We start from the raw sequence: 13,093 nt of genomic DNA, 5'->3' as shown, positions 1-13,093 counted from the left end.
CCCCCCCCCCCCCCCCCCCCCCCCCCCCCCCCCCCCCCCCCCCCCCCCCCCCCCCCCCCGCTCCTACAATAGGCAGTCAATTCCGGGATCTGATTGATGGAAAAGCATTACGACCGCGAATATTTCGACCGCTGGTATCGCGGCGCCGGACTGGGCGGACCGCAGCGGCTGGCGCGCAAGGTGGCGCTGGCCGTGGCCACCGCCGAATACCACCTGGAACGTCCCATCCGCACCGTGCTCGACATCGGCTGCGGCGAAGGCGCCTGGCGCGCCCCGCTGCTCAAGCTGCGGCCGAAGCTGGACTACCTGGGTTTTGACAGCAGCGAGTACGCGATTGAACGCTATGGCGCCCGGCGCAATGTGCACTGGGCCCGGTTTGCCGATTTCGAACACCTGCGCCCCTGCCCCCCGGTGGATCTGCTGATTTGCGCCGATGTGCTGCACTACCTGCCGGCGCGCGAAATCGACCGCGGCCTGGCGGGCCTGGCCGACCTGTGCGGCGGGGTGGCGTTCCTGGAAACCTTCACCCGCCAGGACCAGACCATCGGCGACGATGACGGCTTCCTGCGCCGTCCCGCCAGCTTCTACCGGAACCGCTTGCACGCCGCGGGCCTGAAGCAGCTGGGCTCGCATTGCTGGCTCTCACCTGCGCTGGCGGAAGGCGCCACAGCGCTGGAACTGCCGGCCTGAACCCCGCAGCGGTGCCCTTCCCCCAGTTCATGCCGCGCTGACGTCGATCGTATATTCTGCACCGCAGCATTTCTCCGCAGAGGGGTTTCCCCAGCGCATGTTCCTGTATCAGTTCCACGAACTCGGCCGCGCCATGACGGCTCCGCTCACCTATTGGGCCGAAGCCAACGCCAAGGCCTTTTCCACCTCCAGCAGCTGGCTGTCATCGCTCCCCGGGTCCGACGAGCTGGCGGCGGCGAACGAGCTGTTCTACCGGATCGGCAAGGACTACGAGAAGCCCGAATTCGCCATCCACCAGGTGGTCAAGGACGGCCACGACGTGCCGGTGGTCGAGAAGGTCATCGTTGAAAAGCCGTTCTGCAGGCTGCTGCGCTTCAAGCGCTACACCGACGACGCCGAGAGCATCCTGGGCATGAAGGACCAGCCCACCGTGCTGGTAGTGGCGCCGCTGTCCGGCCATCACTCCACCCTGCTGCGCGATACCGTGCGCACCCTGCTGCCCGACCACAAGGTGTACATCACCGACTGGGTCGATGCGCGCATGGTGCCCAGGGAGGCGGGCGGGTTCACGCTGGACGACTACGTTGCCTATGTGCAGGAGTTCATCCGCACGATCGGTGCCGAAAACCTGCATGTGATGGCCGTGTGCCAGCCGGTGGTTCCGGTGCTGGCGGCGATCTCGCTGATGGCCGCAGGCGGTGAAACCACGCCGCTGTCGATGGTGCTGATGGGCGGTCCGGTAGACGGGCGCAAGTCGCCAACCGCGGTCAACAACCTGGCTACCGAGAAGCCGCTGTGGTGGTTCGAGAACAACGTGATCCACCAGGTTCCGGTGAACTATCCGGGCAAGGGGCGCAAGGTCTATCCGGGCTTCCTGCAGCACATGGGTTTCGTGGCGATGAACCCCGAGCGGCACTTCCAGTCGCACTGGGATTTCTACCAGGACCTGCTCAAGGGAGATGGCGACGATACCCAGGCCCACCGCCGCTTCTACGACGAATACAACGCGGTCCTGGACATGCCGTCCGAGTACTACCTGGACACCATCCGGATCGTGTTCCAGGAGTTCCTGCTGCCGCGTGGTGAGTGGGACGTTGCCGGTGAGCGGGTGGATCCGTCCGCCATCTCACGCACCGCGCTGCTGACGATCGAAGGCGAGCTGGACGACATCTCTGGCCAGGGCCAGACCCACGCTTCGCACGAGCTGTGCACCGGGATTCCCGCTGCCAAGCGGGAGCGGGTGACCATGCAGGGGGTCGGCCACTACGGCATCTTCAGCGGCCGTCGCTGGCGCACCCAGGTCTACCCGAAGGTGCGCGACTTCATTGCCGCACACACCCCCGGCAAAACCCCTGCGCCCAAGGCCGCTGCCCGCAAGGCTCCTGTGCGCAAGGCTCCTGCCGGCAAGGCCGCCGCGCCGCGCAACGGCGCCTGAGCCCAGCCTCCGCCAGGCTCACGCCTGCGCGGAGGTCTTGACCAGCAGGTGCTTGGCCAGCTGGCCGTGAAGACTGCCGATGCCCCGGGCCAGGTGCATGGTAAGGAACAGCAGCAGCACGCCTATCAGCGACGCCACTGGCAGCAGCCAGGGCGCATCCTGGACCAGGTCGATGCCTCCGAGCCAGACATTGAGGTGCACCCCGGGCAGCAGCGCCAGCGGCGAGACGGCCAGTGACACGCCGACAGACACCAGGGTGACTGCGACGGTGAAGTAGACGATCCCCAGCGGCAGCATCAGCAGCATGTACAGCAGCGTGCTCCAGCTGCGCGGGTCGGTGAACATGTCGCCGATACGCTGCCAGATACTGCGGCCCCGGGCGCTGTACAGGGGCCGGCGCGGCATGCGCTCGCCCAGCATGACTTCCACCAGGCGGCCCTCGACCAGCGAGAGCACCCGGATCGAGCCGAAAAAAAGGATCACGAACGGAATGCCGATGATGAGGAAGGCAAGGCCGATGGACAGCGACAGTCCGGTGACCACCCAGGTGAAGTAGAAGATGCCGGTGGCCAGTGCCAGCACCATGTAAAACAGCGATGCGTAGGCCCGCGGATCGGCGGCAACGCCGAAGAACCGGCCCAGTGCAGACTTGCGGGCTGCCGGCTGCGGCGGCCGCAGCGCGGTCTGCACCTTGACCTCGGTGTCGCGGTAGATGTCCGCGACCTCTTCCGGTGCCCCGTAGCTGGAGGCCACTGCGGCGATCACCTCCGCCTCGCTCCGGCCCGGGTTCTCGGCCAGCTCCGATCGCAGGTACTCCTCGGCGTCGTACAGGGCGTCCTGCACCAGGGCCGCGTCGGCGCCCGCAAGCTCCTGGCGCAGGTGCGCGAGGTATTCAGGGATATTGGTTGGCAGGACTCGGGCGTTCATGGATTCACTCCCTCCAGAATGGAATCGACGGCATCGCGGGTGGCACTCCAGGACCTGGCGCGATACTCAAGGCTGCGTCGGCCGGTGGCGGTAATGCGGTAGTAACGGCGCGGTGGACCGGCATCCGAGGGCGCCGTGTGGCTGTCCAGCAGGCCGGCGGTTTCAAGGTTGCGCAGCACCGGGTAGAGCGCGCTCTGCTTGCCGGCCAGCACCCCGTCGCCAAGGGCTTCCAGGCGCTTGGCGATCTGGTAGCCGTACATCGGCTCGGCAGCCGCGGCCAGCACCGCCAGCAGCACCAGCGACACGGTGCCCGTGCTCAGTTCCTTCTCGAACTTCCGCAGCTGCAGCTCGTCGTCGGCGCTGGTGTCACGCATGTCTTCTCCAAAGCATGTAGCGAGACTATGCATAAGTTATGTATAGCGAATGTGCCAGTAGTCATTTCTGCCAGAATCGTGGCTTTCCACATCCGGATGGCCGATATGCCTCACTGCCGCTTTTCCCTGCCCGCCCTGCTCCTGCTTGGCGGCATGTTCCTTGCTGGAATGTTCAGCGCCGCTCCCGTCACCGCCGAAGAGCCGCTTCCGTCTTCCATGGGCGAGCTGCTGGAATCATCCAGCGCGGATGACTGGCGCGAGCTGGATGCGGACAACACCCTGTACCTGGAGCTCGACACCGGTCGGGTGATCATCGAGCTGGCGCCGGGGTTCGCTCCCGCGCACGCGGAAAACCTACGCACGCTGGCGCGCGAACACTTCTGGGACGGGCTTGCGATCTACCGCTCGCACGACAACTTCGTCGTCCAGTGGGGTGATCCGGCGGAAGGTGATGCGCGGCGATCGCTTGGCAGCGCGCGCGATGCACTGCCGGCCGAATTCGAGCGCAGCGCCAGCGGCCTGGACTTCCATCGCCTGCCCGACGCCGACGGCTGGGCGCCGGAGGTGGGCTTCGTGGCCGGGTTTCCCGCCGCGCGTGATCCCGATACCGGCATGGCGTGGCTGGCGCACTGCTATGCAATGGTGGGAGCGGGCCGCGGGGCAGAGCCCGATTCAAGCATCGGCACCGAGCTGTACGCGGTCACCGGCCAGTCGCCACGGCAGCTGGACCGCAACATCACCCTGGTGGGACGCGTGGTTCACGGCATCGAGCTGCTTAGCCCGATGGCCCGCGGCTCAGGCCCGCTGGGTTTCTATGAAGATCCTGCACAGCTCACCCCGATCCGGTCCGTGCGGCTGGCTTCCGACGTACCCGAATCCGGGCGCACGCCGCTGCAGCTGCTGCGCACCGATACGCCGCTGTTCGACGCGGTAGTGGAGTCGCGCCGCAACCGCCGCGACGGCTGGTACCTGCAGCCGGCCGGGCACATCGACCTGTGCAACGTCCCGCTGCCCACGCGCCTTGCCGGGGAAGGCTGAGCAGCGCCGGTCGGGGGCTGCGGCCATCACGGAAGCTTCGCCCGGGCAGCCATAGCCTGCGGCTGCCCCTGGACCAGCAAGCGAGACCACCATGCCCATGCTCCACATCCGCCTGACCGGCAACGATGATGCCGTTCGCGGCATCATGAACCTGCTGCAAAGCATTGACGGCATCGAGCACGTCGAGGAAATCGCCGACCTGATGTCGCGCATGGATGATGAAGATTCCAGCTCGGCCGGCCTGCACGACGTGCGCGGACCGGACACGCACGAGATCGAGGTTGATGCGCCCAACCTGTCAACCGCGCGCAAGGTGCGTGAAGCGGTGGAGGCGCTGGCGTTCGACCTGGACGCAATAGTGGAGTTCGAAGAAGACGAAGGCTGACCAGCGGCCCCCGATGCGGGACCATGCGACGCGCCGGACCGCTCTTGTAGGAGCGCGCCACGCGCGCGAAACCGCGTGAATCCCGGCGGCTCGCCGAGGCTTCGGTAAGGGCGCAATGACCGACGCCGCGCCGCAAAGCTCGATGTCACGCGGTTTCGCGCGCGTGGCGCGCTCCTACGGTGGGAGACGGATCCGCCTCACGATCAGCACCAGCACCCCGAGCACCAGGGCGCGCAGCAGGGTCAATCCTGTTCCAGCGCACTCCGGCCGTGGCCGGCTGGTGTGCCGGAGGCGGGTAAACGCCGGCGCTCCAGCCACCACAGCAAGCTGATGGCGCCCAGCCAGGCCAGGAACCATGGCCAGGACGGCCCACGCCGCTCTTCAGTCAATGCCGACCTTGCTGGCTCTACCGTCCCTGACCCGGCTACCAGCCGCTGCGTCGCTTCCTGCAGTGCGGCCGCCTCGATTCCCGGGGCCTCGCCGGCAGCGCGCACATGGAAATGCCAGCGCCCGCCTTCGGCTTCCAGCAGGTGCCAGCCCGCCACCTGCGGCCAGTAGGCAGCGCATCCCGCCGCACCCGCGGCAGGGTCCACCAGCACCGTTGTCACCTGTCCATCCGGAGCCGTCACCACTGCTTCCGATGCCGTCAGGCCGCAGGTAGCCATCCGCGTTCCGGCCCGCGCCCCAGGGTCGAACCACGGCGCGCTGTCGGCCGTCGGCCGGACCAATATGGACGCCATTGCGCTCCACAGTTCCGCGTGCAGGTCGCCGCGTCCGGCCAACGCCAGACGGTAGCTGTCAGTCAACGTCCAAAGGCCCACCCGGCCTCGCCCATGCGCCCGCCACCAGGCGAAGACGGTGTCGGCCCCGGTGCCCAGCGGTACGGCATCGGCAGCTTCCGGTCGCAGTGCGCGCCGCTCCAGCTGCGGCGGTGCTTCGTCAGCCAGGGCGGGGTCGAACGGAGCTTCCGCGCTTCCCGGACCCACGCGCGCGCGCAGCAGGCTGGCATCTGCCGCTGCGGCCAGGGCCACCGGTTCCACATGACCCTCGCCTTCCGCTGCCAGACCCAGGGCTGCCAGATGGCTGCAGGCTGAAGGCGACAGCGGACCGTCCACCCGTACCAGCACCCCAAGGCCGGCGGCCATTCCCTCCACGAGCGCAGCGCGCCGCGTGCTACCCATGCCGGCGAGCGCGCGTGCGTCGACGATCACCAGATCGAAGCCGCCAAAGCCTTCCGACGTGACCGGTGCCGGGCCATCCCCCAGTCCCACGCCGCCGCCCACGGAGACTTCCACGTGCAGGTCCAGCCCCGCATCCGTGGCCCAGCGCCGCAGGTGGCGGAACTCGGGGTTGGGCGCGCCGGCAAGCAGCAGCACCCGGGGTGGCGGATCAGCTGCGATCTGCACAGGCACCTGGGCCCGGCCTGCATCTTCGCCGGCGCTGTCGAGGACCTGGACAGCGTATTGCGCCAGCCCGGGCGCGCGTGCGTGTCCAGCCAGGCTGAAGCGCCCGCTCTCATCCAGTTCCACGGCGCCAGCCACCTGCCCCGCAGGATCCAGCAGTCGCACCTGCCCACCCGCGAGCCCTTCCACCCGACCGCTGACGGAGAACTCCGTCCCGGGCGCCACGCGCGAAGGTGCGTACAGGTGGGTCAGGCCCTGCGGCAGCTGTCCAGGCTGGAAATCCATCAGCAGGCCACGCGCCACGTCGCGGTCGCGCGGTTCCAAGCCGTGTCCCAGCACCTGCAGCGCCATGCCCGGATGGCGGCGCAGCGCGGTGGCCAGATCCGGCACCGGTATGGCGTCCGGCATCTGCGGGGCCTCGGGCAGGGACACCACCACTGCCCCCGTGGCCCGGGCAGGATCCGCCTCTGCTGTGAGCACGCTCAGGGTGCCGCTTTGCACCGGCAGCTGGGGTGGCACCAGGGTCAGGTACAGCAACCCGGCGCAGACGGGCTGCAACAGCATCAGGACCGCAAACTGCCCGAACGGGGCGGCCGTCCGACGCTGACGCCACAGCAGGCGCACCCAGGCCAGCACGACCGCCAACGCGAGCAGCAGGGGCAGGAGCAAGGTCGCGTTCAAAGCGCATCCTCCATCTGCAGCGCATCTAGGTACCGGCCGCCCGCTGCATCCGCCTCAGCGCGGCGCGGCACCTGCGCAGCCGGGCGCTCGATCAGGGTCCACAGCAATGCACGCAGGTCCCCGCGACAGGAGATACAGGCGGGCTCGCTGCGCAGGGCATCCAGCGCCGCGGCGAGCGCCAGCGGATCGTCGAGGCGGTTCCCGTTGGCCGCGGCCCAGGCATCCAGCAGCTCAAGGTCCGCGCCTTCGATACCCGGGGCTTCCGCCATGGACTGCCACAGGAATTCAAGCTCATCCCCACCCGCGTCGCGCAGGGTCGGCGCCAGCGCCCGGCGGGCAATGCCGTCGCGCTCGCCACCCAGGCGTCGGCTTTCATCGATCGGCGGCAGCTGCGTGCCGACGCGGGCCAGGTAAATGCGGTCGGCCTCGCGGACCTGCTGGATATGGGCCAGCGCGCGATAGGCATACGGCAGCGCCCGTTCCGGATCGCCCTGACGCAGGGCCAGTTCTGATTGCCACATTTCGCCCAGGGCCAGGCGCAGGGTTTCGCGGGTACGCGGGTCCAGTAGGGTCGCGGCCTCGGGCAGGTCATGCAGGTGGGCGTACTCCTCCAGCACGCCCTCCATGCTGCCGAATGCGGCCGCCTCGCGCGGCTGCCCGCCCCCATGGTCGTGGTCGTGCAGATCGGCCATTCCGACGCGCGCGTGGTCACCGTCGCCACCGGCCGGCGCGGAGAGCGGCTCGGGCTCCTGGCCAAAATCGTCGATCGGCAGCAGAGTCGGCGCCGGCACCGGCACCGGCGGCGCATGGTCAACCGGCAGGCCGGGGCCGTCCTCGGCCTCTTCGCCCATGAACTGGCCGTAGCGCAGGCGCAGGATGCGCTGGTCAACGCCCAGGGCATCAGAGCGACCGGCAAACTGCTCCGGTGCCAGTGCCGGCCGCTGCTCCAGCAGCGCTTCGGCGTCGATGATGATCTGGCGCTGGCTGCGGAAATACGCCGGCAGCACTTCGCGCGCAAAGGCATCGAGGCCATCCACATCAGGCGGCGGCGCCGGTGGCCAGCGCAGGATCAGGCTGGGGCTGCGGCCGGCCTGCGGGCCGGGCGCGCGGTTGTCCCGCACCTCCAGCCGGACCACCAGGTCTTCCCCAGGCTGCAGCCCAAGTACGATCGGATCCAGGGCGGTTTCAAAGCGCCTGCGCGTTGGCGGTCCGCTGCCGCGGACGGTGCGGGCACTCTCGGTGAAGGTGATGTTTTCGCCGGTGCCCTGGGCCAGGGTAAGGCGCAAGGTGGCATTGGCCGCCACGCCATAGTCATCCGTGGCTTCGAAAGCGAGCTGCCACTGCCGCTGGCCCGGCTCCATCAGGCTCAGGCTGCGTTCCGGCGCCAGCACCCGCACCGAGGGCGCCTGGTCAGCGACCGCGTCCAGCCGGTGCAACGGCGGCGCGGGCTGCGGCGCCGCGCCTGCAGGCAGGATGCGATACAGCACGGAACGGACCAGCACGTGCGCTGCGCTCCAGCCGCCTTCGGCCAGCTCCATGGCAGTCTCATCGCCGTCATGGAAGGCCAGCGCGGCGCCATCGGGCTCAGGGACGAAACGCAGGGTCCAACGCAGTTGCGAGCCTTGCGGTGCTTCGACGTCCAGCGTTTCAGCATCCCAGGCCCCGAGTCCGGTATAGGCAGGCGGCTCGATCCGCAGTCGCCACGCTTCCAGCCGGGGCGCGCCCGGCACGACGGCCTGCGATGGCGCAGCGCGCATGCCGTCGCGGTCAACCTGAGTGGGCCACATCAGCGCGGCAGCGATCACCAGCGCAGCCCCGCCGGCTGCGACCGATGCGGGCCGCCGCGGCCACGGCGGCCGCAGGTCCGGCATGGGGGTAGTGGCGATGCGCTGGCGCAGGCGTTCACGCTGCAGGAGCTGCAAGGGCGCGAGCTGTGCTCGGGCTGAAAACAGCAGCGCGGCACTGTCTTCCATATCGCGCCGCCGCGCGTCCAGCGCCCGCGCCAACCAGTGGGCATTGATCCGGCGTGCACGCCAGGCGGTGAACGCCGTCGCAACGGCCAGGCCCGCAACGGCTGTCGCGACCGCGGCGCCGGCTCCGCCAAACCGCCATGCCAGCACCGCGGCTGCGGCTACTGGCGGCAGGACAACCAATGCGCTGGACAGCACCACCCGCAGGCGGATCGCACGCATTGCCAGACGCAGGCGCAGCGCGGGGCTCACGCTTGTTCCCCGGCTGACAGCGCGGGCCGCCGGCGCGAGGTCGCCAGCCAGCGTTCGATCAGGAACAGCAGCGCGATCAGCAGCCCCAGCCAGGGTTTCAGTTCACGCGGGGATTGCGGCCACGCGGTAGTGACCTGCAGCGGCGAGTGGGCGATCGCAGCCACGCTGGCTGGCGGCACCGGCGGATCCTGAAGCACCCCGCGTAGCCGCAGCGGAAAATCCGGTTCCAGCAGTTCAGGCATCTGCGCGGGCGCCAGCGGACGGGTAAAACGCAGCAGCCGACCCCGCCCGTAAGGAGCGCCCTCCACCAGCGGCTCGCCCGCATCGCTGTGCCACCAGGTAGCGGAGCCCGCGGGCAGTTCGACTTCGGCGGAAGCGTCCAGCAGCAGAACGCCTCCTTCGCGGGTCCAATCGAGCACCGCCTCCGGTACCGGCCCGCCGGCCAGCCATGCAAGATGGGTGGCGGCAGGATCGAAAGGTTCGTTGACCGGTTGTGGCTGAAGTGACTCGCCGGCCGGCCCTTCCGCATCGCCCCACGACGCTGCGACCGCACGCAGATAGCGCAACGCGGCTGCCCTGTCGCTGTCATGGCGCACATGCAGGACAAGGGGCTCTATAGGAGATTCTTCCGGTCCATGCATCGTGCCCGGCAGCACGCGCCAGGCAACCGGACGCGACAGCTGCGGCCGCTGCGCATCCATGTTTTCCAGCCGCTCCGGCACCGCCACGGTCAGGGCGGCATCCGGCGGCAGTTCCGCATCCAGCTGCCGCAGCAGGCTGGCGACCGGCACCTGGCCCTCGGGTGCCGGCTGGTCCAACGGTGGAAAGCCGGGCGCCAGCCAGCGCGGCGCCTGAGGGCTGTCGGACAGCGCACGTACCTGGCCCGCATCCACGCCGGGAACCGCCACGGTCCAGCCCGCGACATCCTGTTCGCCATGCAGCACCGGCCGTGCCAGCCACAGCGCCAACAGAGCGAACAGCAGCAGCCGCAGCAACAGCAGCGGCCATTCCTCGATCCGCACGCGCCGCTGCGGGCGCGCTGCCTGGCGCAGCCAGCGCATGGCGGCAAACGGCGTCGGAGCCATCTGGCTGCGCCGCGCCAAGTGGATCAGCAACGGAAGCAGCAGCGCGGCGAGTGCCGCCAATGCTACGGGCAGCAGCAGGCCCAGGCTCATGGTTGTCCCGCCCCGGCGAACAGGCGCCGCAGCGGCAGTTCCAGCGGTTCATCCAACACGTACACGGTGTGGCGGATACCCGCGGCATTGAAGCGCACCTGCAGCGCGCGCTGCGCGGCAGCGAAGCGGGCCAGGAATCCTTCCCGCATGGCCGGGCCGTCACCAGGCAGCTCCGCGCCGGTTTCCGGATCGCGGAAGCGCCGCCCTTCGGTGAACGGAAAATCCCGTTCGGCCACGGTCAGCAGCTGGGCAGCCAACACCTCGCGCCGCGCGCCTGCAAGCCGGGTGGCAAGCGCAACGCTGGTGTCGTCGAAAAAGTCGCCCAGCAGGATCACCACGTCATCCGGACCGATCCGCTGGCGCAGCGTCTCCAAGCGGTCTTCGGTCGGGAAGCCACCACCCGCTGCGGCTTCGCGCAGCGCCAGCAGCAGCCGGTCGCGCTGGCGCACCCCGGCCGCAGGAGGCATCAGGGAGAGGCCATCGTTGCCTGCCAGTGCCAGGCCGAACGGATCACCCTGGGCCAGGGACAATTCGAAAACACACGCGGCCAGCGACTTGGCTGCTTCCAGCCGCGACCAGTCGCCACGACCTTCATCCGCCTGTCCCATCGAGGCGCTGGTATCCACCACTACCCAGATGGCCAGCGGGCTTTCCCGTTCGGCCTCGCGCACGTAGAAGCGGTCGCTGCGTGCGTAGAGTTTCCAGTCGATCCGGCGCAGTTCATCGCCCGGCTCATACCCCCGGTACTGCACGAATTCCTGACCCGCACCGCGCTCGCGGCTGCGGTGCAGGCCGAACCCACGCCCGCCCGCGGCGCGACGCGCACCAATCCGCAGCGCACGCAACATGCCGCGCAGCTGCGGCGGGATCGGATCCCAGGCCATCACCGCGCCCGCTGATCAGTCGGCCGCGGTGCCCGGCGGCGGCACCTCGCGCAGCAGCGCCGCGACCACATCGTCGGCATGCACACCTTCGGCTTCTGCCGCGAACGACAGCAGCAGGCGATGGCGCATTACCGGCGCCGCCAGTGCAGACACGTCATCCCGCGTCGCCGCCAGACGCCCCTGCAGCAGCGCGCGGGCCTTGGCGGCCAGTACCAGCGACTGGGCCGCACGCGGGCCGGCACCCCACTTCACATAGCTGCGCACGGCTTCCGGCGCGCCTTCGCCGGGGCGGCTGGCACGCACCAGACGCACGACCCACTGCATCAGGTCACCACCCACATGCACCTGCCGCACCAGCGCCTGCAGCGCCAGCACCGCCGCTGCATCCATCACCCGCGGCACCTCGGCAGTGCCCGTGCCTGTGGTCTGTTCAACGATCGCCAGCTCTTCCGCCTCATCCGGATACTCCACCCGCAGCTGCAGCAAGAAGCGGTCCAGCTGGGCCTCGGGCAGCGGATAGGTGCCGCCCTGCTCGATCGGGTTCTGCGTGGCGAGCACGAAGAACGGCGCCGGCAGCGCGTGGGTCACGCCGGCATAGCTGACGGTACGCTCCTGCATCGCTTCCAGCAGCGCGGCCTGGGTGCGCGGCGGGGTGCGATTGAGCTCATCGGCCAGCAGCAGGTTGGTGAACACCGGCCCCTTCTGGAAGCGGAAGCTGCGATGGCCGGTGCCGTGATCCTCTTCCAACACCTCGGTGCCGAGGATGTCGCTGGGCATCAGGTCGGGGGTGAACTGCACCCGGCGGAACTCCAGCTCCAGCGCCTGGCCCAGGGTCCGCACCAGCAGGGTCTTGCCCAGCCCCGGCACGCCCTCGAGCATGCAGTGGCCGCCGGCGAGCAGGGCCACCAGCAGCTGCTCAACCACTTCCGCCTGGCCAACCACGGCCTGGCCGATGGCTTCGCGCAGCCCATCCAGCGCGCCCAGGCGCTGCTGTACATCGGATTCGGTCAAGCGGTCGGTCATTGCAGGATTCCGTGGTTCACGCGGTCAGCGCATAGATGACGATGTTGACCGCGAACTTGGTGTTGTCTTCGGCCAGGAAGCGCTTGTTGCGCCAGTCGAAGTCCCATTCGCAGCCGTAGTCCTTGTTGCTGTAGAGCACGCCCAGGCGACCATCGATTTCGATGCCCTTGAGGTAATCGTGGACCAGGTCATCACCCCAGCCGTTGAGTTCGTAACTGGTCGCGGGCGGGCCATCGGGAAAGCGGAAGAAGCTGCTGTAGAGCGGGTGGTTGTTGGGCAGCTTGTGCAACGCCTGGGCGCCGAAGATCGAAGCCATCTGGGCTTCGAAAGACTTGGCGAACAGACCGTCGATGTCGTGGTTGCAGTCGTCGACGAAGACGAAGCCGCCGCTGCGCACGTAGCGTTCGAAGTTGCGCCGCTCGGCGGGGTTGAATTCCACCAGTTTGTGCCCGGCCAGGTAGCATAACGAAGCCTCGAGCATGCGCGGATCCGCCAGGTCCAGCACCTGCTCCTCCGGGTCCACCCGCAGGTTGGTGTAGTCGATCAGCGCGGTGATCACGTTGGACGGCATACGCGCGTCCACGTCCCAATCGCCGGACTCATAGCGCAGGCGGGTAAAGCGGAAGTCATACCCGCCCGCGGCCAGCAGCGGCCGCGGCAGCAGCATCGCCGCCGCGCCGCCCAGCATCAGCTTGAGGAATTGCGCCCGGTTCATGCCTTCATTGTAGGAGCGCGCCACGCGCGCGAAGCCGCGTGACAACTGGCGCTGCGAAGCTGTTTCGGCCACCTCGAAACATGAGGGGCCGGCGGGGCAATCCTTGGCGGGACTGTCGGCGCCATGGACGGCGCCGACAAG

The 13,093-nt window shown here is 68.8% G+C and carries 12 protein-coding genes; 4 read left to right on the top strand and 8 right to left on the bottom strand.

The window, feature by feature from the left end; translation table 11 throughout:
- Positions 1 to 96 precede the first annotated feature (96 nt).
- Together ACW7G2_RS13835 and ACW7G2_RS13830 are read left to right on the top strand one after the other, a co-directional pair.
- A complete protein-coding gene (locus ACW7G2_RS13835) occupies positions 97 to 690 on the top strand; it encodes a class I SAM-dependent DNA methyltransferase (protein ID WP_456976775.1) in 594 nt (197 codons plus the stop codon).
- Positions 691 to 787: 97 nt separating this feature from the next.
- Entirely contained in the window at positions 788 to 2,125 is a 1,338-nt protein-coding gene (locus tag ACW7G2_RS13830; protein WP_456976773.1) for a polyhydroxyalkanoate depolymerase, read from the top strand.
- An 18-nt stretch (positions 2,126 to 2,143) separates the two neighbouring features.
- Here the strand turns inward: ACW7G2_RS13830 and ACW7G2_RS13825 are convergent, their stop codons facing one another.
- A complete protein-coding gene (locus ACW7G2_RS13825) occupies positions 2,144 to 3,052 on the bottom strand; it encodes a sensor domain-containing protein (RefSeq protein ID WP_456976771.1) in 909 nt (302 codons plus the stop codon).
- Positions 3,049 to 3,426, bottom strand: coding sequence for a PadR family transcriptional regulator (locus ACW7G2_RS13820; protein WP_456976769.1), 378 nt, complete (start codon positions 3,424 to 3,426; stop codon positions 3,049 to 3,051). Before ACW7G2_RS13820 ends, ACW7G2_RS13825 begins: the two co-directional genes overlap by 4 nt.
- Positions 3,427 to 3,594: 168 nt before the next feature.
- Here ACW7G2_RS13820 and ACW7G2_RS13815 point away from each other — a divergent pair, with 168 nt between their 5' ends.
- Positions 3,595 to 4,464 carry a peptidylprolyl isomerase gene (locus tag ACW7G2_RS13815; RefSeq protein WP_456976781.1) on the top strand — a complete coding sequence of 290 codons (870 nt, stop codon included), beginning with the start codon at positions 3,595 to 3,597 and terminating at the stop codon, positions 4,462 to 4,464.
- A 91-nt stretch (positions 4,465 to 4,555) separates the two neighbouring features.
- On the top strand, positions 4,556 to 4,849 hold the full coding sequence (locus tag ACW7G2_RS13810) for a hypothetical protein (protein ID WP_456976767.1): 294 nt from the start codon (positions 4,556 to 4,558) through the stop codon (positions 4,847 to 4,849).
- A 242-nt stretch (positions 4,850 to 5,091) separates the two neighbouring features.
- Here the strand turns inward: ACW7G2_RS13810 and ACW7G2_RS13805 are convergent, their stop codons facing one another.
- From ACW7G2_RS13805 to ACW7G2_RS13780, 6 genes are read right to left on the bottom strand one after another with little or no spacing between them, the layout of a single operon-like run.
- Entirely contained in the window at positions 5,092 to 6,933 is a 1,842-nt protein-coding gene (locus ACW7G2_RS13805; RefSeq protein WP_456976765.1) for a carboxypeptidase regulatory-like domain-containing protein, read from the bottom strand.
- Positions 6,930 to 9,125: a hypothetical protein gene (locus tag ACW7G2_RS13800; protein WP_456976779.1), complete on the bottom strand. Its 2,196-nt coding sequence runs from the start codon at positions 9,123 to 9,125 to the stop codon at positions 6,930 to 6,932. The genes ACW7G2_RS13805 and ACW7G2_RS13800 overlap by 4 nt, the downstream gene beginning before the upstream one ends.
- A 26-nt stretch (positions 9,126 to 9,151) precedes the next feature.
- Positions 9,152 to 10,330, bottom strand: a complete 1,179-nt coding sequence (locus tag ACW7G2_RS13795; RefSeq protein WP_456976763.1) for a BatA domain-containing protein — start codon at positions 10,328 to 10,330, stop codon at positions 9,152 to 9,154.
- Positions 10,327 to 11,214 (bottom strand): DUF58 domain-containing protein, encoded by an 888-nt coding sequence (locus tag ACW7G2_RS13790; protein ID WP_456976761.1) that lies wholly within the window; start codon positions 11,212 to 11,214, stop codon positions 10,327 to 10,329. The genes ACW7G2_RS13795 and ACW7G2_RS13790 overlap by 4 nt, the downstream gene beginning before the upstream one ends.
- Before the next feature lie 15 nt (positions 11,215 to 11,229).
- Positions 11,230 to 12,237 carry an AAA family ATPase gene (locus ACW7G2_RS13785; RefSeq protein ID WP_456976759.1) on the bottom strand — a complete coding sequence of 336 codons (1,008 nt, stop codon included), beginning with the start codon at positions 12,235 to 12,237 and terminating at the stop codon, positions 11,230 to 11,232.
- 16 nt (positions 12,238 to 12,253) lie between these two features.
- A complete protein-coding gene (locus tag ACW7G2_RS13780; protein ID WP_456976777.1) occupies positions 12,254 to 12,952 on the bottom strand; it encodes a DUF4159 domain-containing protein in 699 nt (232 codons plus the stop codon).
- Positions 12,953 to 13,093 lie beyond the last annotated feature (141 nt).

It is taken from the genome of Luteimonas sp. A277 (assembly GCF_054052045.1).
This window is presented reverse-complemented; position numbering and strand designations above follow the sequence as displayed.

Bases quoted from the DNA above. Each gene is read 5' to 3' on its own strand.
- ACW7G2_RS13835 (WP_456976775.1), top strand. From the start codon at position 97: ATGGAAAAGCATTACGACCGCGAATATTTCGACCGCTGGTATCGCGGC.
- ACW7G2_RS13830 (WP_456976773.1), top strand. From the start codon at position 788: ATGTTCCTGTATCAGTTCCACGAACTCGGCCGCGCCATGACGGCTCCG.
- ACW7G2_RS13825 (WP_456976771.1), bottom strand. From the start codon at position 3,052: ATGAACGCCCGAGTCCTGCCAACCAATATCCCTGAATACCTCGCGCAC.
- ACW7G2_RS13820 (WP_456976769.1), bottom strand. From the start codon at position 3,426: ATGCGTGACACCAGCGCCGACGACGAGCTGCAGCTGCGGAAGTTCGAG.
- ACW7G2_RS13815 (WP_456976781.1), top strand. From the start codon at position 3,595: ATGTTCAGCGCCGCTCCCGTCACCGCCGAAGAGCCGCTTCCGTCTTCC.
- ACW7G2_RS13810 (WP_456976767.1), top strand. From the start codon at position 4,556: ATGCCCATGCTCCACATCCGCCTGACCGGCAACGATGATGCCGTTCGC.
- ACW7G2_RS13800 (WP_456976779.1), bottom strand. From the start codon at position 9,125: ATGCGTGCGATCCGCCTGCGGGTGGTGCTGTCCAGCGCATTGGTTGTC.
- ACW7G2_RS13795 (WP_456976763.1), bottom strand. From the start codon at position 10,330: ATGAGCCTGGGCCTGCTGCTGCCCGTAGCATTGGCGGCACTCGCCGCG.
- ACW7G2_RS13790 (WP_456976761.1), bottom strand. From the start codon at position 11,214: ATGGCCTGGGATCCGATCCCGCCGCAGCTGCGCGGCATGTTGCGTGCG.
- ACW7G2_RS13785 (WP_456976759.1), bottom strand. From the start codon at position 12,237: ATGACCGACCGCTTGACCGAATCCGATGTACAGCAGCGCCTGGGCGCG.
- ACW7G2_RS13780 (WP_456976777.1), bottom strand. From the start codon at position 12,952: ATGAACCGGGCGCAATTCCTCAAGCTGATGCTGGGCGGCGCGGCGGCG.